Source organism: Enterococcus sp. DIV0086 (genome assembly GCF_050498705.1).
Taxonomy (GTDB): domain Bacteria; phylum Bacillota; class Bacilli; order Lactobacillales; family Enterococcaceae; genus Enterococcus; species Enterococcus faecalis.
This window is the reverse complement of the sequence record NZ_JBNIDN010000001.1, coordinates 1,897,438-1,924,194: the sequence shown is the minus strand read 5'-3', so window position 1 is coordinate 1,924,194 and position 26,757 is coordinate 1,897,438. Positions and strand designations below refer to the sequence as shown.

Genomic DNA, 26,757 nt, shown 5'->3' with positions numbered 1-26,757 from the left:
AAAGCGGTTTCTTTATGATGAGGATATCACAAAGGATTAAGGAGAGAAGTGAAATGGATAAGTTAACAAACTGGGTGGAGCAAGCCGTAGTGCCTAAAGTTTCAAGGATTACAAGTTTACGTTATTTTCAAGCCTTAAGAAATGGTTTTTTTGCAATTATGCCGTTAACAATTATTGGATCGATTTTTATGTTGATTACAGATTTTCCAGTAGCAGGGTATGGCGATTTTATGGCTGGAATTTTCGGTGCAGGTTGGGCGGATATGATTTCACCAGCTTATCGAGCAACTTTCAACATGATGGGAATTATTTTTGCTGGGACGATGTCCTATAAATTGGCGGAAAGTTACGAAATGGATCGTTTAACTTCATTAATTTTAGGAATTGTCGCTTACGTAGTCGTTTTACCGAAAACGGTGACCACTGAATCAGGCGAAGTTGTGACGAAAGTTTTATCGTTTGATTGGTTAGGAACGCAAGGGGTGATTACGGCCATTATTATGTCAATTCTTTCGGTTGAGTTGACTCGTTTCTGTATTAAGAAAAAATTAGTCATCAAAATGCCTGAAAGCGTGCCTTCTATGGTGAGCCAAGCTTTTAGTGCATTGATTCCTGGGATTTTTGTGGTAGCGGTGGCTTTATTGATTAATGGGATTGGGCTTTCGTTTGCGGATTCCTTCCCACAATTAATTTATGCGGTGATTCAAGCGCCACTGCAAGGTTTAATCGGAACCCCTTTTGCAATTATTATTGTGGCTGGCTTAAATGGACTGTTCTGGTGGTTTGGGATTCATCCAACTGTCATCAATTCCATGCTATATCCTATTTTATATGCGAATGCAGACAAAAACCAAAGCTTAGCGGAATTAGGACAATTAACTGCTCAAAATGGCAACTTTGGCACGGTCCAAATGCTCGATCAATTTGCTACAATTGGAGGCGCTGGTTGCACGATTGGCTTGGCTATTGCAATGGCCATCGTCGGACATTCGTCTAGAATGAAAGCCATGTCGAAAATTTCGTTTGTTCCAGCATTTTTCAACATTAATGAACCCTTGATTTTTGGACTCCCAGTTATTTTTAACCCTTTATTATTGATTCCGATTGCGGTCGCGCCGATTGTATCGGTCTTGATTGCCTTTCTGTCAATGAAAATTGGGTTCATGCCAATGTTTACAAACATTCAAGCACCATGGGCTACCCCCTTTCTGTTTTCGGGCTTTTTAGTGGGAAAATGGCAAGGTGCAGTGACGCAAGTTTTAGCTGTTGCCGCTAGTGTCGTTATTTATTATCCATTTGTAAAAGCCTTAGATCGACAATATCAAAAAGAAGAAGCCCATGAAGTACCAGAAACATTGTAGAGAAAGAGGAGTGAAGGAAATGCATGTTGAGAATGATGAAAATATTTGCTGTGAAGTGGAAAAAGGAATGGAAAAAATGTATCATCCGATGGTGCCCGAGTTGGTTCAAACCTCTTCCTTTTATTTTCCAACTTACGAAGAATTTATGGCAGCGAGTATAGATGAAAAAAATAATTATGTTTACACACGTGGCACCAACCCCACAACAGAAATTTTAGAGAAAAAAATTGCTCGTTTGGAACGTGGAGAAAAATGTAAAGTTTTTGCCTCAGGAATGGGCGCTATTTCGGCAACGCTGTTTACGTTGCTCCAACAAGGCGATCATGTTTTAATGGTCAATACAATTTATGGAGAATCTGTTTCGTTTGTGCAATATTTAGAGAAATTTGGCGTATCCTTGACCAAAGTAGACGTTGCAGAAACAGAAGAACTTTTTCAATTTGTTCAGGAAAACACCAAAGTCATTTACTTTGAAAGTCCGTCCTCACAAAAGTTTGAACTGCTAGATTTAGAAAAAATAACTGCGTTAGCACAAAAAATCGGCGCATACACTGTCATTGATAACACGTGGGCGTCACCGTTATTTCAGCATCCTTTATGCCATAATGTGGACTTAGTGATTCATTCTTGTTCCAAATATATTGGTGGCCATTCGGATATTGTAGCGGGGGCTGTCATTGGCAAAGCAGCGCTTGTAGATCAAATTTTTGAACATGGTCATCAAGCTTTAGGAGCAGTCAATAGTCCCTTCAATTCTTGGTTAGCGTTACGTGGTATTCGTACCATGCCCGTTCGGTTGGCGCATCAGTCTCAAGCCATCCAAACGGTGCTGTCGGCTTTGCAAAAGGATTCGCGAATCAGCCGCTTATATCATCCTTTTGTAGGAAATCAACAACAACAAGCGTTAGCAGAAAAATATTTAACAGGTTATGGCTCATTGTTTGCGATTGATTTAAAAGATACCGATTTTGAACGTTTGAAAACATTTGTGAACGCATTGACGCTGGTCACAATTGGGGTCAGTTGGGGTGGCTTTGAAAGTTTGGCCTTGCCTGTATTCAAAGGCAATAACTTAGCGGCTGTTCAGAAAAGAGGTTTGTCGCCAGCACACATTCGCATGTACGTTGGTTTGGAAGAGCCAACATCTATTATCGAAGATATTCAACAAGCCTTGGATCAAGCCTACGGCGAAGAATCGTTTTTGTGAGACATTAAGGCAGAGCCATTGTCTGCCTGTGATTCAATAACATATTTTCAATTTTAGGAGGGGAACTTAAGTCAGTTTGACTGAGGTTGCTCCTCCTGTTTTGCATTTTTTTATTAAAGTCAAAGCGTTCCTCTTTATTTAATAGGCAAAGTTCGATATAATAATGGTCAATATTAGTCAAGAGAGAAGAAGGATGGAAGACTATGAGTAATCAAAATACGTCAGATTTAATCGAGGCTTATTTAAAAAAGATTTTAGAAGAAAGTAATAAAATTGAAATCCGTCGGGCGGAAATGGCTAATTTATTTAATTGCGTTCCTTCACAAATTAACTATGTAATTAATACACGTTTTACCATCCAACGAGGCTACGCAGTTGAAAGTAAACGTGGTGGAGGCGGCTATATTCGCATTGTCAAAGTACAAATTTCAGATAACGATCAATTACTAAAACAAATGGATCAATTGATTGGCGCAACCTTAACAGAAAAAGATGCGCTAACATTTATTCAAACATTGTATGAAGAAGAAGTGATTACGAAAAAGGAAGGCAATTTAATGCTAGCTGCTTTAAGTAAAAGCACATTGAATGGTCTGGGGAATCACGAAGATTTTCTAAGAGCTCAAATAATGCGTTCATTTTTAGAGCGCTTGAGCTATGAGGAGGAATAACTATGGATGAACTATTTACAGAAAGTGCGAAAGCCGTACTGGCGATTGCCCAAGAAGAAGCGAAGTATTTTCGTCACCAATCCGTCGGTTCTGAACATTTATTATTAGCACTCGTTTTAGAACCAAATGGGATTGCCGGAAAAACATTACGACAATTGAATACTGACACAGAAGACATCCGTGAAGAAATTGAGCATTTAAGTGGCTATGGCACCATGCAAAGTCCAATGGGGAATAACAACTTATACTTACCTTATTCACCAAGAGCCAAACAAATCTTTGCCTATGCTGGAGATGAAGCGAAGCGCTTAGGGGCTCAAAAGATTGGTACCGAGCATTTATTATTAGGCTTGTTAAGAGACGAAGAAATTTTAGCGTCTAGAATTTTAGTGAATTTAGGATTAAGCTTATCCAAAATGCGTCAATTATTATTGAAAAAAATGGGCGTTTCCGAACCCAATGGCGCACAACGTCGTCGGAATGGTCAAAATAAAAATGCGCCACAAGGGACGCCAACATTGGATTCTTTAGCAAGAGATTTAACCAAGTTAGCACGAGAACAAAGCTTGGATCCAGTAGTTGGTCGCGGGACCGAAGTCCGTCGTTTAATCCAAATTTTGAGTCGCCGTACCAAAAACAATCCTGTCTTAGTCGGTGAACCAGGTGTTGGGAAAACAGCGATAGCAGAAGGCTTAGCCCAGAAAATTGTCAACCGGGAAGTCCCTGAAGATATGCAAGGCAAACGTTTAATGATGCTAGACATGGGTGCCTTGGTTGCTGGAACCAAATATCGAGGTGAGTTCGAAGATCGCTTGAAAAAAGTTGTCGATGAAATCTATCAAGATGGACAAGTCATTTTATTTATCGACGAATTGCATACCTTGATCGGTGCTGGCGGTGCAGAAGGGGCGATTGATGCTTCAAATATTTTAAAACCTGCTTTAGCACGTGGCGAGTTGCAAACCATTGGTGCGACAACTCTGGATGAATACCAAAAATATATTGAAAAAGATGCCGCTTTGGAACGTCGTTTTGCCCGTATTCAAGTAGCAGAACCAACCCCAGAAGAAGCAGAAGAAATTCTAAAAGGCTTGCGTTCACGCTATGAAAAACATCATGGCGTAGAAATTACAGATGAAGCTCTACATGCAGCGGTTCAATTATCGATTCGCTATTTAAATGACCGCCAATTACCAGATAAAGCAATTGATTTAATGGACGAATCTGCAGCAAAAGTTCGTTTAGATAAGGCAGATCAACCTTCAGAAATTAATGAATTGCGTACCGAAATTTCTCAATTAATTACGGAAAAAGAAGAGGCCATTCAAAACCAATCATTTGAAAGTGCTGCTCGGATTCGTCAAAAAGAAAAACAAGTGATGGAAAAACTAGAAGAATTGATTGCAGTGAAAGAAAAAAGTCTGTCTGGTTACAGTACACAAGTAACAGAAGAAGACGTGGCTGGGGTTGTTTCACAATGGACAGGCGTTCCTTTGCAGCAGCTAGAGAAGAAAGAAAGCGAACGATTGATGGAATTAGAAACCATTTTACATCAACGGGTCGTTGGCCAAAATGAAGCAGTTGAAGCTGTTTCACGCGCTATCCGTCGTGCGCGTAGTGGCTTGAAAGACCCAGCAAGACCGATTGGTTCCTTCATGTTCTTAGGACCAACTGGGGTTGGGAAAACAGAACTTGCCAAAGCCTTAGCCGAAGCGATGTTTGGCAGCGAAGAAGCTTTGATTCGCGTGGACATGTCTGAGTTTATGGAAAAATACAGTACTAGCCGTTTAATCGGTTCTCCTCCAGGTTATGTCGGCTACGAAGAAGGCGGCCAACTAACTGAAAAAATTCGTCAACGTCCTTATTCCGTTATTTTGCTAGATGAAGTAGAAAAAGCCCATCCAGATGTCTTTAATATTTTATTACAAGTCTTAGATGATGGCCATTTAACGGATGCCAAAGGACGAAAAGTCGATTTCCGTAACACGATTTTAATCATGACCTCCAACTTAGGAGCAACAGCGATTCGTGAAGAAAAACATGTCGGCTTCAATGTGAAAGACATTTCTAAAAATCATGAATTAATGCAAAAACGAATCATGGAAGAATTGAAAAAAGCCTTCCGTCCAGAATTCTTAAACCGAATTGATGAAACGGTTGTATTCCATTCCTTGAAACAAGAGGAAATTCATGAAATCGTAAAAATTATGAGTCAATCTGTCGTGAAACGGATGGCCGAACAAGAGGTTAAAGTGAAAATCACACCAGCTGCAATTGAAGTTATTGGTAAAGTCGGGTTTGATCCAGAATATGGCGCACGTCCAATTCGTCGGGCCTTGCAAAAAGAAGTGGAAGATCGTTTAAGTGAAGCCCTTCTTTCTGGTCAAATTCAGTTAGGGGATAAAGTAACTTTAGGCGCTAGCAAAGGCAAAATTACGTTAAATGTGCGGGCACCAAAAGCACCAAAAACAGAAGCGAAAGAATTACAAACTGTATAGATGAGATGCGAAGTCTGGTATAAAAACCATTTAGGGTTTTTATACCAGGCTTTTCTATTTTCCAGTGGCGATTTCTTTTTGAGAATTGCCAGATTGATTTTTCTGTGCTACGTTAATAAGGAGGGGTGATGGAATGGAACAATCTTTTTTTCGAGAATTACTACATTATCAGCGTCCAAAGGATAATCCTTTTCGACTAGTGTTTGCTGGCTTGGTTATGTTCAGCATTCTTTTTTTGGGCTATATCAATCATCAATTATTGATTTCAAGCTTTGGCTCGTTAGGTATTTTTACTTTTTTATATTATCAGCCGTTACCATTAAAACAGTTAATGACTCGTTTATCTGTGGTCGGTAGTTACCTTTTTTTAGGAAATTTGTTAGGCATGTTATCGACCCATATTGCATGGCTTATTCCCATTGTTGTTGCACTGGTCGGTTTTGGTGGCCGCTTTTTCTTTGAAGTCTACGATATTTCAAAACCAGGGGCCTTCTTTGGTGTGATGGTGACAGCGATGGGTGCCAGTACGAGTATTCCGTTAGCAAAAATTCCGTTCATGAGTGGCTGTATGTTATTAGGTATTGGCTTTTCTATTTTGTTTGCACTAGTGTTGCATTTTACAGAGAAGGAAATCAGTGCCCCGCTAGCTAAGCGATCATTACGGGAACGAATTTATCGGCATCCAGAAGCGCCATTAGATAGCATATATTATAGCTTTGTCTTATTTTTTGCTGTATATATCAGCGAAAGTTTACATTTACAGAATCCGTATTGGTTAGTCGTTTCCTGTGCATCCATTTTACAAGGAGACAATTTACGTGCGATTAAGCAGCGAAATATTCAGCGGATTTTTGGCACAACGATTGGATTGGTTATTTCCGCTTTTCTGCTTAATTTAGCTTTGACAACTTTTGAATCGATTGTCGTGATTACAATCTTATTTGTGACCGTTGAGTATTTTATTCGTCGTAATTATGGATTGGCGCAATTTTTCACAACGCCTATGGCTCTGATGCTTTCATTGCTCGTTCGTCAGCAGTACGTGATAACGTTGATTCAATTCCGCTTTTTGGGGATTGTTTTAGGCAGCTTGTTAGGCTTAGCGGCAGCGTGGCTATTCACCGTTGTAGTAACGTTTTATGAACGAAAATATCACTTGAACGAGTGACCAAAGAACAGATGACCAGTAATTAAAAAAAGAGCATTTGGTAGGTAAGCGGATGGCGCTTCTCTACCAAGATTTTTTCGGAAACATTGTGAAAAATGTACGTTTAATACAGATAGGCTCTTTTAAAGTTTGTGAACGTATGATACTATTAAACGGTCATAAAGAAGGAGGCTATATTTATGATTGAACTGATTGCAACTGCAGAATCTGTTGAGCAGGCTGTAGAATTACTCGCAACAGGTGTGGATACATTATATATTGGAGAAGAAACATTCGGGTTGCGTTTGCCCGTATCTTTTACACGAGATGAACAACGCGAGATTGTGAAACGTGCACATGAAATGGGCAAACAAGTGCTAGTTGCAGTAAATGGCATTATGCACCCTGAAAAAATGAAATTAGTCCCAGAGTATCTGACATTTTTAAAAGAAATCAACGTCGATAAAATTACTTTGGGTGATCCAGGTATTGTGTTTATTATGCAACGAGATGGATTAGAAATTCCTTACGTTTATGATGGTGAAACCTTAGTAACGAGCTCACGTCAAATCAATTTTTGGAGTAAACGAGGAGCCATCGGAGCTGTCCTAGCTCGGGAAGTGCCTTTTGAAGAAATGGTCGCAATGGAAGAAAACTTAGCAGTTCCAGCTGAAATTCTTGTCTATGGGGCGACCTGTATTCATCAATCGAAACGCCCATTAATTCAAAATTACTACAATTACACAAAGAACGACAAAGGGGTTACGAAAGACGAAGGGCTGTTTATTTCTGAACCCAAAAAACCAGAAACCCACTATTCCATTTATGAAGATAGTCATGGTACGCATATTTTTGCCAATAACGATGTGAACTTGATGAATGAGTTAACAAACTTGTATGACCATCACTATCGTACATGGAAGCTCGATGGCCTTTACACGCCAGGTGAAAATTTTGTCGCGATTGCTCGCTTATTTGCTGAAGCGAAAGCAGCACTTGAAGCGGGAACTTGGTCAGAAGATCAAGCAGCTCATGCAACAGCTGAAATTGAAAAATTACATCCAACAGGTCGTGGCTTAGACAATGGTTTCTTTGATTTAAGTGCCGATGCAATAAAATAAATTGATTCATTTAAGGGGAAGAAGAACATGAAAGTAATGACAGAACGAACATTGAAGCGTCCCGAGGTGTTGGCTCCAGCCGGGACGCTAGAAAAACTAAAAGTCGCAATTCGTTACGGTGCCGATGCCGTTTATATCGGAGGGAATGCCTACGGTCTGCGTAGCCGCGCAGGAAATTTCACGCCAGAAGAAATGGCGGAAGGCGTAGCCTTTGCCCGCGAACATAATGCGAAAGTTTATGTCGCTGCCAATATGGTCACTCATGAAGGAAACCAGGAAGGGGCAGGAGCGTTTTTCAGAGAATTGCGAGACATCGGAATTTCAGCTGTGATTGTTTCCGATCCAGCTTTAATCGAAATTTGTGCGACAGAAGCACCAGGTTTACCCATCCATTTATCGACACAAGCTTCAGCAACCAACTATGAAACATTAGAATTTTGGAAAAATGAAGGCTTAGAACGTGTGGTATTAGCGCGCGAAGTTTCAATGGAGGAAGTTGCAGCGATTCGTGAAAATACGGACATTGAGATTGAAGCCTTTATTCATGGAGCAATGTGTATTTCATATTCAGGACGTTGTACTTTATCCAACCATATGTCGATGCGGGATGCCAATCGTGGCGGTTGCTCTCAATCTTGTCGTTGGAAATACGAGTTATTTGATATGCCTTTTGGGACAGAACGTCGGAGCAAAACCAGCGAAGGGGAAGTTGAAGAAGAGTTTTCAATGAGCGCCGTAGATATGTCTATGATTGAACATATTCCAGAATTAATTGAAAATGGTGTCGATAGTTTTAAAATTGAAGGCCGCATGAAATCCATTCACTATGTTTCGACAGTCGCTAATGTGTATAAAAAAGCCGTCGATTCTTACATGGAAGACCCTGAAAACTATGTCTGCCAACAAGAGTGGATTGATGAATTATGGAAAGTAGCACAACGTGAATTAGCAACTGGTTTTTATTACAATACACCAAGTGAAAATGAACAATTATTCGGCGAACGTCGTAAAATTCCACAATATAAATTTGTTGGTGAAGTGATTGCGTACAACGAAAAGACGCAAGTCGCAACGATTCGTCAACGGAACCTTTTCAGTGTCGGCGATGAAATTGAATTTTATGGTCCCGGGTTTACCCATTTCCACCAAACCGTTAAAGAGATGTATAATGAAGACGGTGAAGCGATCGATCGGGCACCTAATCCCATGATGTTATTAACAATGGAAGTGACGCAACCTGTTGCAGTCGGCGATATGATTCGTAAGAAAAAATAAACCAGCCAAAAGGAGGAGTAAATATGAGTGTCCGCGTGAATGATTTATTAAAATTACCGTCTTTGCGAGAAGCGACGGTACTTTCTGGTAAAAACCAATTGGACACATCTGTTGCTTCTCTTTCTTTTTTAGAAGTCTCTGATATGTCTTTGTTTTCGGAAAAACTTCACAAAACAAATGAATACCATGCTGGCGAAATTTTGATTGGTTCATTTTGTGCCATTCGTCATGATGTGGTGAAGCAATGCGAAACGATTCGGCATCTCCATGAATTAGGCGAAGTAGGCCTAATCTTGTACTACGTTGGGATTATCGTACCGAAAGTTGCAGAGGAAGTGATTCAATTAGCGGATTCTTTAGGTTTTATTTTAATCCAAATGCCTAAAAATGATCCCACATTACGCTACAACGAAGTCATTTATGAAGTCATGAAATTGTTAGTCAATAAAAATAAAATGGCTTCTTTTGCAACGGACCTCTTGGAAAAAGTTTCCCTTTTGCCTGAACAAAACCGCAGTGTGGAAATGACCTTGAAAATCCTATCCGATTTTTTAAAAGTCAACATTGCGTTAACCACATATACCAATGAAATCATCAGCACCATCAATTGGCCGCGAAGCACGAAATTGCCCTTAACCAAGTTACTTTATCAATCACAAGAGAAAGTAGCGCTGGGAGAAACGACCTACTTCATTACCTCGCAAAAACTTCCTCAGAAAGATGGACAAACATTGAAGCTTTACTTCATTCGAGAAGAAGAGCAGTTAACCTCTTTTGAGATGAATCAAGCGGTGGAAGTCGTTCAGATGGCTCTGAATTTATGGGGGAAAAACTATGACGAAGTCAGTGAGTATGCCTTAGTCCAAGCAATCATTAACGATGAAAGTGATAAGATGTACCAATTAGCCAAAAAATTAATGATTGATATTTCTTCTGTCGAAACGATGTGGCTTTTGCCTATTTGGCAACAAGGACAAGAAATCCACGCTATTCAGCAAGATTTGAAAGATTTCCTACGTTACTATTACCAAACAACGATTGTCCAGCAAACAGAAAATTACCTGATTGTTCTCTTAGGTAATTATTTACACAAACAGCCTGAAGCCACGATTAGTAAAGAATACTTGCAAGCCACAGACTATCAGGACTATTTAGGTGAAATCATCCTTTGTCCGAAAGTTCGTAACACGACTGAAGTGCGTGTCATCTACCAAACCGCTAATCAAGTCGCGCCGTTTTTAAAGCGCGTCTATCCACAAAGAAAAGTGTTATCAATCGCAGAAATTCGTACAGTTCAACAAATGATGACGTGTCTCCAAGCAGGAGAAGAAGCAATCCAACAACGCTTAGCAGTTATCCAACCTCTCTTAAAAGAATCAGAGCAGTTAATGACATTAGGAACGTTTTTACTAGATGCAAGTAGTGATTTTAAAGAATGCGGTGAACGCCTATTTGTTCATAAAAATACGGTCAAATATCGTATCAGTAAAATTAATGAAGCGCTCGGCTATGATATGACCAACGCCGCCGAAGCCTATGAAGTCTATTTGGCGATGATCTTATATCGCTTGGTCACGAACGAATGAAAAAAGCAGACAGAGGTCGGGACAGAAGTGTTTAACTCCGAGAAATAAGAAGGAATTTCCGAAAATTGTTCTTTAATTTTTGGAGAATTTCGGCTTATTTCCGAAGGAGTTGCTTCTGTTTCCGCCGTTTATCAATTTTTAAGCCTGGGACAAAAATCCAAAGTGATTTTTGTCCCAGGTTCTTGTCTCTTTTTTATTTTAAGCCAAAACTTCCTCGATATTTTTTTTAATTTGAAAAAGACCTATGACTGATTTTTCGTTATAATTGAAAAAATAATTAAGGAGGAATGAGAATGAAATTAAAAAACGAGCAACAACAATCGTGGCTTAGCTTAGCATTTGTTTGGGCGGGCGCAATGATTAGCGTGCCAGGATTAATTATTGGAGGAACGTTAGTTGCAGGCATGCCTTTATGGGAAGCTTTGTTAACAGGATTTATTGGTTACGGTATTATTGTTATTTTAATGATTTTACAAGGAATTCAAAGTTCCGACTTACAAGAACCTTCTGTCAAAGTCGCTTCTCAAGTGTTTGGCATTCAAGGTTCGCAAAAGATCATTTCTATTATTCTAGCGATTGCTTGCTTAGGTTGGTTTGGTTTGCAAGCCAATGTCAGCGGCGGCGCCTTCACGAACTTTTTAAAAATTTACGGCATTGATTTACCTGTGTCGCTTTCTTCCTTAATCTGGGGAGTTATCATGCTTATTTCGGCTCTTTATGGCATAAAAATATTGAAAATTCTGAATTATTTTGCGGTTCCTGTGTTAGTTCTGGTTTGTCTTTATGGCTTGGTGGCTTCGTTAAGAAACAACGGTTGGGAAGCTGTTAGTCAATATACACCTCAAACAGTAGGAAGCTTTATGTCAGGTCTTTCAATGACTGTCGGTTCTTTTGCATTAGGCGCAGTAATTGCTGGAGATTACTCTCAATATGTTTCTTCTCGTAAAGATGTGGTTAAAGCGGCCACATTAGGGATTTTACCGACAGGCTTGTTGATGATTGGCGTTGGTGCGGTCTTGACCATTGCATCGAACACCGCAGATATCACGGAAGTTTTTATGAATCTCGGTTTTCCAGTTTTAGGAATTATTGCGCTAATTTTAGCAACTTGGACCACGAATGCCGTGAATGCTTTTTCTGGCGGACTGGCCTTGATTAATGTCTTTGATATTCCAAAAGAAAAAGAAAAAGTCGCTGTCGGTGCGGCCGGCGCGATTGGAACCTTATTAGCAGTTGTGGGGATTTTAAATTACTTTACGCCGATTATGTCCGTCCTTTCTGCGATGGTGCCACCAGTGGCTGGTGTAATGATTGCTGCCTATTGGTTGATTAACAAAGGCGATCGAACCAAATGGCAGCCAACGCCTGGCGTGAATAAATTAGGTGTTTTTTCATGGCTAATTGGTGCTGCAGTGGGGGGCATTCCGGTGATTATGAGTTTCTTTCCCAATGCCCCTCAATTGCCTAACCAACCGCTAATTGGCATTGTTTTATCGTTTGTTATTTATTATTTCGGTGCAAAACGTCAACAGACGAACACCGAATCATTAGAAATGGAATGAAGAAGAGGAGTGTCGGAGAATGCGTTATTTAGATGCAGAAGCAATTGAGAATATAGCCACAGGAGCAGCGTTTTTAGGGACAGGAGGTGGCGGTGATCCCTACATTGGTAAAATGATGGCTTTGTCCGCCATCGAAGAAAACGGACCTGTCAAACTGGTTTCTCCAGAAGAGATAGCTGCGGAGGATTTTTTCCTACCAGCCGCAATGATGGGTGCCCCATCTGTCGCAATTGAAAAATTTCCCAAAGGCGACGAATTCGTCCGTGTCTTTGAGAAGTTAGGAAAATATTTAGACCAAGAAACGATTGCGGGAACCTTTCCAATGGAAGCTGGGGGCGTCAATTCAATGATTCCAATTGTTGTTGCAGCGAAGCTAGGCATTCCCTTGGTGGATTGTGATGGTATGGGTCGGGCCTTTCCAGAATTGCCTATGGTAACGTTCCATTTGAATGGGATGTCAGCGACCCCTATGGCAATTACCGATGAAAAAGGAAATATCGGCATTATGGAAACGATTGATAATACTTGGACAGAACGTCTTGCTCGTGTTCAAACGGTTGAAATGGGCGCCAGTGCTTTAGTGAGCATTTATCCCGCGACAGGCAAACAATTACAAGACTATGGTATTCACAACATCGTGACATTATCAGAAGAAATTGGCAAAGTGATTCGAGGTACCTATGCAGATGAACAAGAAAAACGCCAAGCATTAGTAGAAGTTACGGATGGCTTTGAATTGTTCCAAGGAAAAATTCTAGATGTAGAACGAGAAGTAAAAGGTGGCTTCAATTTGGGACGTGTCAAATTGAGTGGCTTAAACAGTGATGCTGGTTCAGAAGCAGTCGTCCATTTTCAAAATGAAAATTTAATTGCCGAGAAAGATGGTCAGGTGATTGCGATGACGCCTGATTTGATTTGTATGGTAGATTTAGAAACTTTAACGCCTGTGACAACAGAAAGCTTGAAATACGGCAAACGTGTCCAAGTAATGGGCTTGAAAGCGAATGCAGCTTGGCGAACGAAAAAAGGTATCGAAACAGTGGGTCCTCGGTATTTCGGCTACGAAATGGATTATCAACCACTAGAAAACTTAGTAGCGAAGGAGGATAAATAAATGTATAAAATCGGTATCGATGTCGGCGGCACAAATACAGATGCTGTTATTTTAGATCATCAATTAAACTTGATTCATTCAGTGAAAGTTCCAACAACCGATGATATTCAAACAGGGATTGCCGGTGCCTTAAATAAAGTCTTGGCAGAATCAGCAGTGGACCCAACCAAAGTCACACATGCAATGTTGGGCACGACCCAATGTACGAATGCCATTGTTGAGCGAAAAAAATTAGCAAAAGTTGGGGTCCTTCGTTTGGGCTATCCAGCAACCGCTTCGGTCTTGCCTTACACAGCTTGGCCCAAGGATTTAGTGGCCACTCTTTCAGAAACGTATGCTTTAGCACATGGCGGCTACGAATATGATGGACAACCATTGACTGCACTGGACGAAGAAGAATTACGTGGGATTTTGGCCTCTTGGCGAGGAGAAGTAGAGGCAATCGCAGTAATTGGCGTTTTTTCTTCTTTAAAAAATGACCAAGAATTGTTTGTTCAAGCACTTGCGAAGGAAGTGTTAGGGGCAGATGTTCCTGTATCTTGCTCCTCAATGATTGGGTCTGTCGGTTTAATCGAACGGGAAAATGCGACAATTTTAAATGCTGCGTTGCACAAAGTAATTAAAGTGACCAGCGAAGGCTTTGAACAAGCCTTAGAACAAGAAAAAATTCATCACGCCCAAGTGTACTTATGTCAAAATGATGGTACGTTAATGTCGTTAACGTATGCCAAACAGTTTCCTATTTTAACCATTGCTTGTGGACCAACCAATAGTATTCGTGGCGCTTCATACTTAGCTGGCTTGAAAGATGCGGTTGTTTTAGATGTTGGTGGCACAACGTCCGACATTGGCGTGTTAGTGGATGGCTTTCCAAGAGAATCTTCACTGGCCGTTGATGTTGGCGGGGTACGGACCAATTTTAGAATGCCAGATATCGTGTCAATCGGTGTCGGCGGCGGCAGTCTAGTGCGTGAACAACCAGATGGTTCTGTGACAGTTGGCCCCGATAGTGTCGGCTACCGTATTACACAAGAGGCCCTTGTTTTTGGTGGCACACAATTAACGACCACTGATATTGCGGTTCGCTTAGGCCATGCCCAAGTCGGTGATCCTAGCAAAGTGGCTCATTTAGACCAAGCGTTTGCGGAAAAAGTGTACCAAAAAATTGGCGAATTGGTCAGTGAAGCGATTGATCGCATGAAAACCAGTTCTGCAGACGTGACGGTCGTTTTAGTTGGTGGTGGGAGTATTATCATCCCCGAAGAATTGACAGGTGTTAAAGCGCTAATTCGCAACGAAAACGGGGCAGTGGCGAATGCCATCGGTGCCTCTATCGCTCAGATTAGCGGACAATACGAACAAATTTATGTCTATTCAAAAATCCAACGAGACGCGGCGTTGGCCGATGCCCAAGAAAAAGCCGTCCAACAAGCTGAACTTGCGGGTGCAGTCCCTGGCACAATCGAGTTAGTCGAGGTGGAAGAAACACCACTCGCCTATCATCCAGAAAATGCAACCCGCTTACGAGTAAAAGTGGTTGGGAATATGTATTGAGGACCAGTGCAAAGCAAAAGTTATAAGAAGAGTTATTTGAAATATGAGGTCGGGCTAGGGCTGTCGATTGAAGTTTTATCCTGAAGAGTACAGAAGAAGCTATATCTGTCTCGCCGTTTATTTTAAAATTCAGAGCTAGGAAGGTAAGTCGAAATGACTTACCTTCCTAAGTTCATTTTTTTGTGTTGACATATTTTTTTAGAAAAGGCAAAATGTTAACATGGTATGTTGTTGGGGTGTTATGAAAAAAGGAGAGAAAATAATGAGTATTTTAAAAGAACATTTAAAAAGAAATTGTGATGCACGAATGGTTGGTGTTTTATCGTTAAGCATAAGAGAAGCATATCGCTACTTAATGGAGCTAACAGAAAGAGAATCTATTTTTCAACGAGCAGAAATGAAAAAAGTTTGGGGACACGTTCGGCATGGATTGGTTGATGTTGGTTTAAAACAAGTGTTAACTTCATCAGCAATCCCACATGAAATAGCTGACAAAGCTAGTAGTCGATATGTCAATGGCCATACGTACTTAATGATTGAAACCAAAGGCGCAATTTTAACGCCAGCGAAAGTTTTATCAGAAGCTTCAGTTCCTAAAAAGGCATTATTTAGAAATCGTGGGAGCTTATTAAATAAGCAGTATAATTTATTTGACAAACCAGAAGATTTAAATGAGTATTATGATGCCAATCAACCACCATTCTTATTACTAACTTATGGCGGATCGAATCATCAATTACGTTTTGTTCGATTAGGGTTACCAGATATTGGAGTTGGTCGTTGGATTGACCAAATTGATATTACGCAGGCACCAGTTCTTTTAAAAAATCCAGAGGAAGTTCGTAAGGACCTACATTTGACTTTTACGTCAACCGCTGACGAACTGATAAGGAGAGGACTAGAAAATGAACGAGAGGTTGATTTTTAATCCAAAGCAATTAACTTCGGCTCGCATTGCACGAGGATTAACAATGAAAGAATTAGCCGAGAAAGCAGAGCTATCTAGGCAAATGATTTCGAATTACGAATCGGGAAAAACAATTCCTAAAGCAGATAGCATATTAAAACTAATTTCTGTTTTACAATTTCCCCGTAGTTTCTTTTCAGCAGATACATTTGAATTGTATTCAGGCACAACTTTTTTTAGAAGCCGAAGTGCGGCAACGAAGAAAGTAAGAGATATGCAAAAAGAGCGGTTAAAATATGTGCAAGAAGTGTATAAAGTATTAGCAACATATGTGAACTTTCCCAAAGTTTGTTTACCAGAATTAATTGAAAAGAGTATTTATGAAATCACAGAAGAAGAAATTGTGAAAAAGGCTGAGGAATTACGGAAAATTTGGGGCTTAGACTTGATTTCGCCAGTCCCTAATCTCATTCAGTTGGCTGAACAAAATGGTGTGATTATTTCAGAAGCCAACATGTCCAATCCAACACTAGATGCGGTCTCGCGTTGGATGATTGGTCGGCCGTTTATTATGCTCACAGATAATCATGAATCTGCTGTCCGTCGTCGTTTTAACGTGGCGCATGAACTAGGACATATTTTATTACACAACGGTGTTGAAAGTATTCATGAGTATTCGCAAACAGAATTAAAGAACATTATTGAGTATCAAGCAAATCTATTTGCTGCGCATTTTCTCCTTCCTTCAGCGGCTTTTTCTGATTCGCTCTTGTCTATTTCGTTAGAATACTATATTGATTTGAAAAAGTATTGGAAAGTTTCTCTTCAATCAATGATTCAAAAAACATACACATTAGCGTTAATTAATGATGATCAACGTCTCTATTTAAATAAAAGAATTGCTAAAAATAAATGGAAAACGAAAGAGCCTTACGATGAACAACTGACTATCGAACAGCCAGAAGTTTTCCAAAAAGTTTACCACATGATTTTAGAGCACCAAGTCATTCCTGCAAGTCAACTAAATCAAGCTTTTAAATTACCTAAAGAAGAAATAGAAAAGATATTAGGAACAGCTATTCAAACGGAGCAGGACAAAACAGAAATTGTTCTTGAATTATTACGTTCTAACAAGTAATCAAAAAGAAGAAGGAATAACTATGGCTAAATTATTCGCCTACCAAATTGGTCAAAACCCTCGTATTCAAACGGACCTTTTGGTAGATCCTCAGCTGTTTGAAGATGAGCATGGCTGTGCGGGGGGTGTGGACTTCGGGTTAGCAGATTGTGTTCAAACCGGAATGTTTACAGATATTGAAGTGATAAAACGGTATCTTCACGAAGCAACCTACGTTTTTATTAATGGTGACTTTGACCGACTAAGTTATTTAGAAATTGGGATTGCACTTTCCTTAGGCAAAACACTTTATGTCATTACAATGAATCCAAACGTAACGAAAGAAGATTTAGGAATTTCCTTCGACAATGCTACGATTGAATTCCTTTCCCCCAGTGCTTTTACGGAACGAATCCATGAAACAGAAGCAGCAGAAAACTAAACAAAAGTAAGTAATACGACTGTCTTTTTTTGCTATTTTTTGCGATAATAAAGGAGAAAGTTCAAATTGAAAGGGAGCCAGAATAAATGAAAACCTATGATTATATTGTTATTGGTGGCGGTAGTGGCGGGATTGCTTCTGCTAACCGCGCAGGAATGCACGGAGCCAACGTCCTTTTAATTGAGGGCAACGAAATTGGTGGGACCTGTGTCAACGTTGGTTGTGTGCCTAAAAAAGTCATGTGGCAAGCCAGCAGCATGATGGAAATGATGGAAAGAGACACAGCAGGCTACGGGTTTGATGTTGAAATCAAAAATTTTAGCTTTAAACAATTAGTTGAAAATCGTGAAAAATATATCGACTTCTTACATGGTGCGTATAATCGTGGTTTAGACAGTAACAACATTGAACGTATCCATGGTTACGCTACGTTTACTGGGGAGCAAACAATTGAAGTCAATGGGACAGAATATACGGCGCCGCACATTTTAATCGCGACAGGTGGTCGTCCGAAAAAACTAGGTATTCCAGGAGAAGAATATGCCTTAGATTCAAACGGCTTCTTTGCGTTAGAAGAAATGCCAAAACGTGTGGTCTTTGTCGGTGCAGGTTACATCGCAGCCGAATTAGCAGGAACCTTACATGGCTTAGGCGCAGAAACACATTGGGCCTTCCGTCATGAACGACCATTACGAAGCTTTGATGACATGCTTTCTGAAAAAGTCGTAGAACGCTATCAAGAGATGGGCATGCAAATTCATCCGAATGCAACACCAGCTAAAATTGAAAAAACGGCGCAGAATGAGTACGTTATTACATTTGAAAATGGTGAATCAATCACGACAGATGCCGTGATTTTCGGGACAGGCCGTCAGCCAAACACGGATCAATTAGGCTTAGAAAATACGAAAGTAGCCCTTGATGAAAAAGGCTACGTCAAAGTAGATAAATTCCAAAATACCACGCAAAATGGCATCTACGCAGTCGGCGATGTCATTGGGAAAATCGACTTAACGCCAGTCGCGATTGCCGCTGGTCGGCGCCTGTCTGAACGCTTATTTAACGGACAAACCGATTTATATTTGGATTATAACTTGGTACCAACGGTGGTCTTTACCCATCCACCAGTTGCGACAATTGGTTTGACGGAAAAAGCAGCGCTTGAAGAATATGGTGAAGACCAAGTGAAAATCTATCGCTCTAGCTTTACACCAATGTATTTCGCTTTAGGAGAATACCGTCAAAAATGCGACATGAAATTAATCTGTGTCGGCAAAGAAGAAAAAATTGTCGGTTTGCATGGCATCGGCATCGGTGTTGACGAAATGCTACAAGGCTTTGCAGTCGCTATTAAAATGGGCGCGACCAAAGCTGATTTTGATAATACTGTTGCGATTCATCCAACAGGCTCAGAAGAATTTGTAACAATGCGATAAAAGGCGAATAAACCCCAAAAAAGAGCGTTGCTGATGCAACGCTCTTTTTTGAATACACGAGTTATACTATTTGATTCGTAAAAAGTAATTTTTTATATCATACCAATAACCACTTTTCCATCTTTTAACTACTGACTTTTCCAAGAAATATGCTATGATTAAAAAAATCAGCAAAACAGAGGGTAGGGAGTTAAAGGATGGATAAAATTAGAATCAACAACTTGAAATTTTTCACAAAAAATGGTGTTTTGGCAGAAGAAAAACGTCTAGGACAGCAAGTAGAAATCGACCTTGAAATGCAGTTGTCGTTAGCTGAGGCAGGGCGAACAGATGATGTCACTCAAACTGTCAATTATGCCGAAGTGAATGAATTGATTGCCCAACGAGTAAACAATCACTCGTACGATTTAATCGAAGGGTTAGCGAGTGCTATTTTAGATGATATTTCCGCAGATTATCAAGAACAATTGAACAAAATTATCATTAAAATTAGAAAATATAGTGTGCCGATGCCCGGCCTTTTTGACAATATTGAAATTGAAATGGAGCGAGAAGTATAGATGATTGGCTATGTAGCATTAGGTAGTAACGTCGGCGATCCGTACGCAAATTTAGTGAAAGCCCGCAATTATTTAAACGAAGACCCGCAGATTCAGGTCGTGGCTTCTTCAAAACTTTATGAAACGGATCCTTACGGCTATACAGACCAAGATGATTTTTTGAACGCCGTATTGAAAATTGATACTAGCTATACCGCTGAAGAGTTATTGGCTGTTACCCAAGGGATTGAGCAAGTAATGAAACGTAAAAAATTAATTCACTGGGGTCCGCGGATTATTGATATTGATATTTTATTATTAGGGGAACAGTCAGTCGCGTTGCCTCACTTACAAGTTCCTCATCAAGAATTAACAAAACGGTCATTTGTTTTGATTCCCTTAAGTGATGTTTACGCAGAGGAACAATTATTGGGCACGCCAATAGCTACGTGGATTCAGCGCAGTGGCAATCAAGAAGAAGTGCGAGTAAGCGAAAAGGAATGGTAGAGATGGAGCAGGAAAAACAAGCGCAAATTGAGCAGGCAGTTACCACAATCTTAGAAGCAGTGGGGGAAGATACTCAACGGGCAGGACTCATTGATACACCCAAACGCGTAGCTAAAATGTATGCAGAAGTTTTTAGTGGATTAACCGAACCTGAATTTGATGATTATAAATTATTTGATAGCTTAAATGAAGGCGAAATGGTTTTAGTAAAAGATATTGCCTTTTATTCAATGTGTGAACACCATTTATTGCCATTTTATGGAAAAGTACATGTCGCTTATCTGCCAGAAGGTGGCAAAGTATTGGGACTAAGCAAGTTACCAAGATTAGTAGAACATTGTGCCAAACGTCCCACAGTTCAAGAAGATTTAACAGTGACAATTGCCCGCAAACTCCAAGAAAATATTCCCGTCAAAGGCATTGCAGTAGCCATTGAAGCGGAACATATGTGTATGACGATGCGCGGCGTGAAAACACCACAAAGTAGCACCAAAACATTTCAATTTACCGGACTATTTAAAGAACAAGAGTGGAAAAATCAATTTTTAATGGAGATACGTTAGAAAATGGAAATCATTGTTGGCACGAATAACCAAGGTAAGTTAAAAGAAATGCAATCAGGACTTAAGGACCCCGCTATTCAACTTGTCTCTTATCGAAAGTATACAACCAGTCAAGAACAACCTGCAGAAACTGGCACTACGTATGCTGAAAATGCTTATCTAAAAGCTCGCTTTTTCCAACAATTAATTGGCCGCCCAGTGTTAGGTGATGATGGCGGCTTAACGTTAACTGCTTTTCCTGATTTATTAGGTATTCATACAAGCCGCTTTTTCCATTCAGCCAATCCGGAAGAACAGAACCGCGAACTGTTGCACTTATTTGAAGGGCAACAGTCGACCCGAGAGTTAACCTTATCAGCCACGTTGGTCTATGTACTCGATGACGACAAACTGTTGCAAACGGAAGCCACTTTGACTGGTGAATTAGTTGAACCGCGCGGTACAGGCGGTTATGGCTTTGATCCGATTATTTATTTACCAGACCGAGGCAAAACCTTAGCGGAGTTGTCCACGAGTGAACGAATGAAGATAAGTCCTAGAATGCGGGCTTTACGAAAGATGATTCAGCAGATAAAGGAGCAATGTGACAATGATTGATTTAAAAAAGAATTACCAAATTATGGGGATTGTCAACACGACCCCCGACTCTTTTTCTGATGGCGGTAGCTACACAACGGTCGACGTGGCCTATCAACATGCGCTTCATCTACTAGAAGCGGGGGCCGATATTTTAGACATTGGCGGCCAATCCACACGTCCTGGCTACGAAGAAGTTTCTCCACAAGTTGAGGTAGACCGAGTATTACCATTAATAAAAAAAATACGTGAGACTTCTCTAGCGCCGATTTCTGTGGATACCTACTATCCCGAAGTAGCAGAAGCCGCGATCCAAGCTGGCGCCACAATGATTAATGACATCAAAGGATTAGACACTCCGGGGATGGCAGAAGTCCTCGCACAATATCCTGAAGTCCAAGTTGTGATTATGCATTCCAGAAAACACCAATCCCTTTCTTTAAAAGAAGAGTTACACCAATTTTATACAGAAAAAATTGAACAATGCCAAAAATATGGGCTTTCCTTAGAAAAAATTTGTTTCGATCCAGGGATTGGCTTTCATAAAACTGTCGCAGAAAACCTTCAACTGTTAAAAGATCCTAACGCCTTTCGCTACCAAGATTATCCGTTACTGTACGGCGTTTCTCGCAAACGAACCATCGGCGCTTTAACGAACGAACCAGAACCAGCCAACCGTGATTTTGGCTCAGCCGCTGCTTCCTTGTATGCAGCACAACAAGGCGTAGAAATTTTACGCGTTCATAATGTCCAAGGCTTAAAACAAACATTTGATGTCTGGCGAGCATTGTCGGAGAAGGAGTAAAGGCGGAGCAATAGACTAAACAGACCGACCATCAAAAAAGATGGTCGGTCTGTTTAGTCTAAAAAATTTTAGTTGGCTGAATCGTTTTATCCCAGTAAACGGTGCGCGATTTTTATTACAAAAGAAAGCGGCTGTTGAATAATCAGGAAAGTAAGCGTATTCTAGGAAGGTACAAATGTGTTATACTACACAAGTAGGAAGTTTATGACGGTGGCAATTTCTCAAAAAAAGGGGGACTGCCAATGTTTTTGCTTGTTTGCTCTTTCCCTAGAAAGGAATAGTAGTGACTGTCTTTGAAGCATTGATGCTTGCGATTGCTTTCGCAACATTAATTGTCAAAATCAGTAATAAAAACGACAAAAAATAAACCCGTCATAATCTTTAGCAAGGATTGACGGGTTTATTTATCCACAATTAAAGCTACCGTCTTAAACGGTCTACCCGAGAGCGTATGTCTAGTACGCTCTCTTCGTATTTATTATAGCAAGGTATCACCTAAAAAGCTAGCCGCTAAATCCTCAATAGGATCCAGCGGCTTTTTTAATTTTCTCTTGTCAAAATCGTTTGTGTAATTTCATACAATTGTTCTTTCGCTTGGGCCTTTGTTTCAGGAAGTTTGCTGATTTCTTTCAGCGCTTTTTCTGTGTAATGAGTGGCTAATTGTTGGGCCTTTTCTACGCCACCTAGTTCATGGACAAGACGATAAATTTCCTGTGTTTCTTCATCAGTCAAGGCTTCTTTTTTCATTAAAAGTGGTAACAAGACTTCACGATTGGCTTCAAGTGCATAAATCAAGGGCAAAGAATAAACGCCTTGACGTACGTCTTCTAAGACGGGTTTGCCGATAGCATCGGCAGTTTGTGTATAGTCCAAAATATCATCAATAATTTGAAAAGCCAGTCCGATATTTTCGCCGATTTCACCACAACGTTTGGCAAAACGTTGTGAGGTGCCACTTTCATAGGCACCGACAAAACAACTTAGCGCAAACAGTTCGGCAGTTTTCCCGGAAATGTTTTTTAAATATTGGTCAATCGTTACCTCGAAATTATAGCGATTGTCCATTTGACCAAGCTCACCAGTTAGGACTTTTTCCATACTGCGCGAATTTAATTGAATGCTTTTTAATGAAGAAGAATAATCAGATAAGAGCTTGAAACAGCAAACAAAAAGATAATCGCCTGTATACACGGCTGTGCTATTTCCAAAGCGCGAACGCAATGTTGGCAAGCCACGACGCGTATCAGCTTCATCGACAATATCGTCGTGAACTAACGTGGCGGTATGCAGTAATTCAATGGAAGCCGCTAACGCTGTCGCCTTTTTAGGGTCCCGCTGTTCACCAAAATAAGAGAACAACAGTTGGTAGGCTGGACGTAGCAATTTGCCGCCAGAATGAATCATGTCATGGACAGCAGCTTGAATCTCTTGATTATCGATTTGAACCGCTTGTTCCATCAAGCGAAGAGTAGTTGTTAATTCTTTTGATAACGTAGGATAGGTATTCCACATAGGATGTATATTCATAAGATGACTCCTTTAATTGTGGCGGACAGGTTTTCAATTAGAAAAATTGACTCCACTTATGTTTCGTTGTTTGTTCATAATTCAGTTGGAATTTTCGTAACGTCTGGACATGTTGTAGTAAATAATTAGCGGCAATCCCAATGGCAATCCCCGAGAGTAACCCAAACAGAGATAGAAATGGTAAGTACAGCATCGGCGCCCACGAATGAGCAAAGAAAGAGGTCGTTAGCAACTGACCAACGTTGTGTAAGAAACCACCAACGGCACTAATCCCGATAATGCTGACCCGTTTTGGCCCCAGCTGCTTGACAAGCAACATGCCGAAATAACTTAATAAGGCACCACTGGCACTATAGAAAAAGGTCGAAAGTGTGCCGCCCAGTAATGTCGTTAAAATCAAACGTAAACAGACCAGGAAAAAACTATCACGCTTACGCATGGTGAAAATCGCAATAATGGTAATTAAATTTGCTAGACCGAGCTTTGCCCCAGGAGCAAATGCGAAAGGGTAAGGAATCATATTTTCGATTAAACCAATAATGACCCCTTGGGCAACGAGCATAGCAATATAAATATTCTTGTGTAATTTGCTCATAGTTGTCGTGCTTAATAAATTAAGCTACCGTCTTCACTCCCATCAGAAGCTTCCACGGTGATAAACAAATTGTGGGGTAGACAGGCAATCGGGGTTTCGCCAGGTTTGGAAATCCAGCCTCGTCGAACATCCACTAAGTCAGCACAGTTGGCTTCCTTCACGCGGATACGATCACCATCTACTTCAATCAGGTTGTAATCACCGTCTTTTGCTTCGTATTTATATGTATAATGCGGGCCGTCCTTTTTTAAGTCAAAGACTTTGATTACTTTGTTGTCTACTTTCAAGACTGCTTGATACGTAGCTGCTTCTTGACCACGGTTTTGCATGGCAAAAACAACAAGGGGCAGAAAAGAACCAAGAACTAAAACAGCAATAATAATAACGTCCCATGTTTTCAAGCGACTTTTCTTAATGAATTCTTTGATCGTCATTTTCTTCTCTCTCCTTTGGTGTTTTTTTCTTGTCTATCATAACATAATGAACGGAAAAGAAGTATTCTTTTCCAGTTGAGCCACCATATTATATAAAAGAAAATATGTGGGACAAAAGTCATGCTTGACTGCTGTCCCACATACTAAATCCTATGATAGTCAGCTGGAGACATGTGTCTCAGCTTTTGCTCGTAGTTGTCAATCGATTATCGATTGCTTACTTACCGCCGTATCTAGCTTTCGGGGTACCATACCACGCTTTACCAAGTTTGCGTTGAATCCATGGAATTACCCAGCGGTCTAAACCGACAGCACGGCCTGAACCGTTCATCAAAGCAAAAGCGACAAAGATAAACCAGATATTTACCCAATAGAACATGCCAGATAAACAGAAGGCAATTGTTAAACCAATTGTAGCAGCACTTGATAACCAAGTGAATAAACCAGCAATCAATGCTAAAGCAATACATACTTCAACGATTGTCATGAATTTTTGCATGAACAAAGCAACTTCTTGGTTTGGCATCATAAATTTCATTACGCTTTCGAACCATTTAGGCATGTGATCAAACACTTGCATTGGTGTTTCGCCATAAGCGTAGCTTAAACCAAAGTGCGCTGCTTGTGTTGCCGCATCGGCACCACCGCTTGCCGCCGCATCCGCCGCACCACTTGCAGCAGTTGTTGCTGTTTCAGTTGCTTGAGAAGCACCTGTTGTTACTTGTTCTTGTAACCAAGGGAATGGGAAAACGACTTTATCTGTGAACCAAGAACCGTCACCAAACCAAGTGCTTGGTTTCAAGTAATCGCCGTTGCCGACAATTTTCTTCATTGATTCGACTAACCAAACCATACCATAGAAGACACGTAGCGGAACACTCCACAAGACATTGCCGTAACGAGACGTATGTCCGCGAGCAACAGAACGATCATCTTTAATATGGAAGATTTCGTGCATAATGTATTGGAACATATAGTAACCAGAACGAATATCAAAGAAGTATTTCAAGTTAACGATATGTTTCATAATGATGGCTAAGAAACCACTCAAATGAATTTTATCGAATAAGTTGGCAACGCCCCATTTCGCGCCGATGGAAACCATGAATCCTTGGTAGTTTCCTTTAAAGGCGTGTTTTTCGCCACCTTTAATATCTGCAACGATGTTGGCAGCCGCAGTATGACCTGTTTGTTCAGCTGCTTGAACGATTTGAGGAGTTGGTGTATTTGGTGTTTCTTCGTAATAAACCAAGTCACCAATGATATAAATGTTTTTGTCTTCGTAACCTTTTGCTTGCATGTATTCATTCGCAACTAAACGACTACCACGTGCTGCTTCTAAACCAAAGTCAGCGGCATCAGAAGTTGCTTTCACACCAGCTGTCCAGATTAACGTATGCGTTGGGACTTCAGAACCATCTTTTAATTTAATGTGATCTGCTGCAACTTCAACGATTGGTGAGTTCAATAATAATTGAACATTTTTCTTTTCTAGATAACGTTCTGCTTTGGCAGCATCGTTACGAGATAACATGTTTAAGATGGTTGGCATTGCTTCAACAACCATTAATGTAATTTCGTCTGGATCAATTTTGGCATCTTTCGCTAAACGATCTTTCCAGTCGATTAATTCGCCGACCATTTCGATCCCAGTAAAACCAGAACCACAGACAACGAATGTTAACATTGCTTTGCGTACTTCAGCATCTGGTTCGATGGCTGCTTTAGCAACGGTTGCTTCAATGTGATGACGAATTTTCACTGCATCATCAAATGACCATAAGGTGAAACCATTTTCTTTCACGCCTGGTGTTCCAAAGTCGTTTGGTTCGCCACCCATACCCAGAATTAACTGGTCAAATGGATAAGAACCTGCTAAAGTTTTCACAACTTTGTTTTCTTTGTCGATCCCAGTAACAGTATCTGTTACCAATTTTACGTTTTTCTTGCGTGAGAACAAACGTTGTAAGTCGTATTGAATTGCTTCTGGTTCAACACGTCCGCCTGCTACTTCATGCAATTCGGTCATCATAGTGTGGTAAGAATGGCGATCAATCAATGTGATTGTTACGTCCGTATCTTTTTTAAATTTCTTTGCTAGAAATTTAGTAGCTGAAACGCCAGCATACCCAGCACCTACAACGACAATATTTTGCTTTGTCATTGACAATCCGCTCCTTAATATTGTAAGTAGTAAAATAGTGATAATGATT

24 protein-coding genes are annotated in these 26,757 nt (G+C 40.4%); 20 read left to right on the top strand and 4 right to left on the bottom strand.

Features of this window, described 5'->3' with window-relative positions:
- Positions 1–53 precede the first annotated feature (53 nt).
- The 20 genes from IGI63_RS09275 to folP all read left to right on the top strand — a co-directional run bounded on the left by IGI63_RS09275 (position 54) and on the right by folP (position 21,988).
- Positions 54–1,361 (top strand): PTS sugar transporter subunit IIC, encoded by a 1,308-nt coding sequence (locus IGI63_RS09275; RefSeq protein ID WP_010783903.1) that lies wholly within the window; start codon positions 54–56, stop codon positions 1,359–1,361.
- Positions 1,339–2,568, top strand: coding sequence for an aminotransferase class I/II-fold pyridoxal phosphate-dependent enzyme (locus IGI63_RS09270; protein WP_016615462.1), 1,230 nt, complete (start codon positions 1,339–1,341; stop codon positions 2,566–2,568). Before IGI63_RS09275 ends, IGI63_RS09270 begins: the two co-directional genes overlap by 23 nt.
- Positions 2,569–2,771: 203 nt before the next feature.
- On the top strand, positions 2,772–3,239 hold the full coding sequence (locus tag IGI63_RS09265; RefSeq protein WP_002354715.1) for a CtsR family transcriptional regulator: 468 nt from the start codon (positions 2,772–2,774) through the stop codon (positions 3,237–3,239).
- A 2-nt stretch (positions 3,240–3,241) separates the two neighbouring features.
- Positions 3,242–5,737 carry an ATP-dependent Clp protease ATP-binding subunit gene (locus IGI63_RS09260; RefSeq protein WP_002378875.1) on the top strand — a complete coding sequence of 832 codons (2,496 nt, stop codon included), beginning with the start codon at positions 3,242–3,244 and terminating at the stop codon, positions 5,735–5,737.
- Positions 5,738–5,870: 133 nt separating this feature from the next.
- Complete coding sequence (locus tag IGI63_RS09255) at positions 5,871–6,905, top strand: FUSC family protein (protein WP_002354721.1); 1,035 nt, start codon at positions 5,871–5,873, stop codon at positions 6,903–6,905.
- 179 nt (positions 6,906–7,084) lie between these two features.
- Positions 7,085–8,005, top strand: a complete 921-nt coding sequence (locus tag IGI63_RS09250; protein ID WP_002354722.1) for a peptidase U32 family protein — start codon at positions 7,085–7,087, stop codon at positions 8,003–8,005.
- Positions 8,006–8,032: 27 nt separating this feature from the next.
- Positions 8,033–9,280: a peptidase U32 family protein gene (locus IGI63_RS09245; protein WP_002368523.1), complete on the top strand. Its 1,248-nt coding sequence runs from the start codon at positions 8,033–8,035 to the stop codon at positions 9,278–9,280.
- A gap of 23 nt (positions 9,281–9,303) precedes the next feature.
- Complete coding sequence (locus tag IGI63_RS09240; RefSeq protein WP_429975721.1) at positions 9,304–10,866, top strand: PucR family transcriptional regulator; 1,563 nt, start codon at positions 9,304–9,306, stop codon at positions 10,864–10,866.
- 287 nt (positions 10,867–11,153) lie between these two features.
- Complete coding sequence (locus IGI63_RS09235; RefSeq protein ID WP_161970876.1) at positions 11,154–12,428, top strand: cytosine permease; 1,275 nt, start codon at positions 11,154–11,156, stop codon at positions 12,426–12,428.
- Between the two features lie 19 nt (positions 12,429–12,447).
- Positions 12,448–13,542 carry a DUF917 domain-containing protein gene (locus IGI63_RS09230; RefSeq protein WP_002354727.1) on the top strand — a complete coding sequence of 365 codons (1,095 nt, stop codon included), beginning with the start codon at positions 12,448–12,450 and terminating at the stop codon, positions 13,540–13,542.
- Complete coding sequence (locus tag IGI63_RS09225; protein WP_002365445.1) at positions 13,543–15,096, top strand: hydantoinase/oxoprolinase N-terminal domain-containing protein; 1,554 nt, start codon at positions 13,543–13,545, stop codon at positions 15,094–15,096.
- Between the two features lie 262 nt (positions 15,097–15,358).
- Positions 15,359–16,024: a hypothetical protein gene (locus IGI63_RS09220; RefSeq protein WP_002354729.1), complete on the top strand. Its 666-nt coding sequence runs from the start codon at positions 15,359–15,361 to the stop codon at positions 16,022–16,024.
- Positions 16,002–17,141 (top strand): helix-turn-helix domain-containing protein, encoded by a 1,140-nt coding sequence (locus tag IGI63_RS09215; RefSeq protein WP_429975720.1) that lies wholly within the window; start codon positions 16,002–16,004, stop codon positions 17,139–17,141. Before IGI63_RS09220 ends, IGI63_RS09215 begins: the two co-directional genes overlap by 23 nt.
- A gap of 22 nt (positions 17,142–17,163) precedes the next feature.
- The gene (locus IGI63_RS09210; protein WP_002378872.1) at positions 17,164–17,562 is read left to right on the top strand and encodes a hypothetical protein; all 399 of its coding nucleotides are present in this window, start codon (positions 17,164–17,166) and stop codon (positions 17,560–17,562) included.
- Positions 17,563–17,648: 86 nt separating this feature from the next.
- Positions 17,649–18,998 (top strand): glutathione-disulfide reductase, encoded by a 1,350-nt coding sequence (gor, locus tag IGI63_RS09205; RefSeq protein ID WP_002354732.1) that lies wholly within the window; start codon positions 17,649–17,651, stop codon positions 18,996–18,998.
- Positions 18,999–19,195: 197 nt separating this feature from the next.
- Entirely contained in the window at positions 19,196–19,558 is a 363-nt protein-coding gene (gene folB / locus IGI63_RS09200; RefSeq protein WP_002354733.1) for a dihydroneopterin aldolase, read from the top strand.
- Positions 19,559–20,044 (top strand): 2-amino-4-hydroxy-6-hydroxymethyldihydropteridine diphosphokinase, encoded by a 486-nt coding sequence (folK, locus tag IGI63_RS09195; protein ID WP_002410681.1) that lies wholly within the window; start codon positions 19,559–19,561, stop codon positions 20,042–20,044.
- Positions 20,038–20,607: a GTP cyclohydrolase I FolE gene (gene folE / locus IGI63_RS09190; RefSeq protein ID WP_002383148.1), complete on the top strand. Its 570-nt coding sequence runs from the start codon at positions 20,038–20,040 to the stop codon at positions 20,605–20,607. Before folK ends, folE begins: the two co-directional genes overlap by 7 nt.
- Positions 20,608–20,610: 3 nt before the next feature.
- Positions 20,611–21,204 (top strand): non-canonical purine NTP pyrophosphatase, encoded by a 594-nt coding sequence (locus IGI63_RS09185; protein WP_002354736.1) that lies wholly within the window; start codon positions 20,611–20,613, stop codon positions 21,202–21,204.
- Complete coding sequence (gene folP / locus IGI63_RS09180; RefSeq protein ID WP_429975719.1) at positions 21,197–21,988, top strand: dihydropteroate synthase; 792 nt, start codon at positions 21,197–21,199, stop codon at positions 21,986–21,988. Before IGI63_RS09185 ends, folP begins: the two co-directional genes overlap by 8 nt.
- Positions 21,989–22,528: 540 nt before the next feature.
- Here folP and IGI63_RS09175 read toward each other — a convergent pair.
- From IGI63_RS09175 to IGI63_RS09160, 4 genes are all read right to left on the bottom strand, one after another.
- On the bottom strand, positions 22,529–23,515 hold the full coding sequence (locus IGI63_RS09175) for a polyprenyl synthetase family protein (RefSeq protein ID WP_002358954.1): 987 nt from the start codon (positions 23,513–23,515) through the stop codon (positions 22,529–22,531).
- A 37-nt stretch (positions 23,516–23,552) separates the two neighbouring features.
- Positions 23,553–24,110: a Gx transporter family protein gene (locus IGI63_RS09170; protein ID WP_002354743.1), complete on the bottom strand. Its 558-nt coding sequence runs from the start codon at positions 24,108–24,110 to the stop codon at positions 23,553–23,555.
- An 11-nt stretch (positions 24,111–24,121) separates the two neighbouring features.
- Positions 24,122–24,544 (bottom strand): NusG domain II-containing protein, encoded by a 423-nt coding sequence (locus tag IGI63_RS09165; RefSeq protein WP_002358956.1) that lies wholly within the window; start codon positions 24,542–24,544, stop codon positions 24,122–24,124.
- Positions 24,545–24,761: 217 nt separating this feature from the next.
- Positions 24,762–26,708 (bottom strand): NAD(P)/FAD-dependent oxidoreductase, encoded by a 1,947-nt coding sequence (locus IGI63_RS09160; protein ID WP_002354747.1) that lies wholly within the window; start codon positions 26,706–26,708, stop codon positions 24,762–24,764.
- Positions 26,709–26,757 lie beyond the last annotated feature (49 nt).

Coding starts and splice junctions, on each gene's coding strand:
- IGI63_RS09275 (WP_010783903.1), top strand. CDS start 54: ATGGATAAGTTAACAAACTGGGTGGAGCAAGCCGTAGTGCCTAAAGTT.
- IGI63_RS09270 (WP_016615462.1), top strand. CDS start 1,339: ATGAAGTACCAGAAACATTGTAGAGAAAGAGGAGTGAAGGAAATGCAT.
- IGI63_RS09265 (WP_002354715.1), top strand. CDS start 2,772: ATGAGTAATCAAAATACGTCAGATTTAATCGAGGCTTATTTAAAAAAG.
- IGI63_RS09260 (WP_002378875.1), top strand. CDS start 3,242: ATGGATGAACTATTTACAGAAAGTGCGAAAGCCGTACTGGCGATTGCC.
- IGI63_RS09255 (WP_002354721.1), top strand. CDS start 5,871: ATGGAACAATCTTTTTTTCGAGAATTACTACATTATCAGCGTCCAAAG.
- IGI63_RS09250 (WP_002354722.1), top strand. CDS start 7,085: ATGATTGAACTGATTGCAACTGCAGAATCTGTTGAGCAGGCTGTAGAA.
- IGI63_RS09245 (WP_002368523.1), top strand. CDS start 8,033: ATGAAAGTAATGACAGAACGAACATTGAAGCGTCCCGAGGTGTTGGCT.
- IGI63_RS09240 (WP_429975721.1), top strand. CDS start 9,304: ATGAGTGTCCGCGTGAATGATTTATTAAAATTACCGTCTTTGCGAGAA.
- IGI63_RS09235 (WP_161970876.1), top strand. CDS start 11,154: ATGAGAATGAAATTAAAAAACGAGCAACAACAATCGTGGCTTAGCTTA.
- IGI63_RS09230 (WP_002354727.1), top strand. CDS start 12,448: ATGCGTTATTTAGATGCAGAAGCAATTGAGAATATAGCCACAGGAGCA.
- IGI63_RS09225 (WP_002365445.1), top strand. CDS start 13,543: ATGTATAAAATCGGTATCGATGTCGGCGGCACAAATACAGATGCTGTT.
- IGI63_RS09220 (WP_002354729.1), top strand. CDS start 15,359: ATGAGTATTTTAAAAGAACATTTAAAAAGAAATTGTGATGCACGAATG.
- IGI63_RS09215 (WP_429975720.1), top strand. CDS start 16,002: ATGAACGAGAGGTTGATTTTTAATCCAAAGCAATTAACTTCGGCTCGC.
- IGI63_RS09210 (WP_002378872.1), top strand. CDS start 17,164: ATGGCTAAATTATTCGCCTACCAAATTGGTCAAAACCCTCGTATTCAA.
- gor (WP_002354732.1), top strand. CDS start 17,649: ATGAAAACCTATGATTATATTGTTATTGGTGGCGGTAGTGGCGGGATT.
- folB (WP_002354733.1), top strand. CDS start 19,196: ATGGATAAAATTAGAATCAACAACTTGAAATTTTTCACAAAAAATGGT.
- folK (WP_002410681.1), top strand. CDS start 19,559: ATGATTGGCTATGTAGCATTAGGTAGTAACGTCGGCGATCCGTACGCA.
- folE (WP_002383148.1), top strand. CDS start 20,038: ATGGTAGAGATGGAGCAGGAAAAACAAGCGCAAATTGAGCAGGCAGTT.
- IGI63_RS09185 (WP_002354736.1), top strand. CDS start 20,611: ATGGAAATCATTGTTGGCACGAATAACCAAGGTAAGTTAAAAGAAATG.
- folP (WP_429975719.1), top strand. CDS start 21,197: ATGATTGATTTAAAAAAGAATTACCAAATTATGGGGATTGTCAACACG.
- IGI63_RS09175 (WP_002358954.1), bottom strand. CDS start 23,515: ATGAATATACATCCTATGTGGAATACCTATCCTACGTTATCAAAAGAA.
- IGI63_RS09170 (WP_002354743.1), bottom strand. CDS start 24,110: ATGAGCAAATTACACAAGAATATTTATATTGCTATGCTCGTTGCCCAA.
- IGI63_RS09165 (WP_002358956.1), bottom strand. CDS start 24,544: ATGACGATCAAAGAATTCATTAAGAAAAGTCGCTTGAAAACATGGGAC.
- IGI63_RS09160 (WP_002354747.1), bottom strand. CDS start 26,708: ATGACAAAGCAAAATATTGTCGTTGTAGGTGCTGGGTATGCTGGCGTT.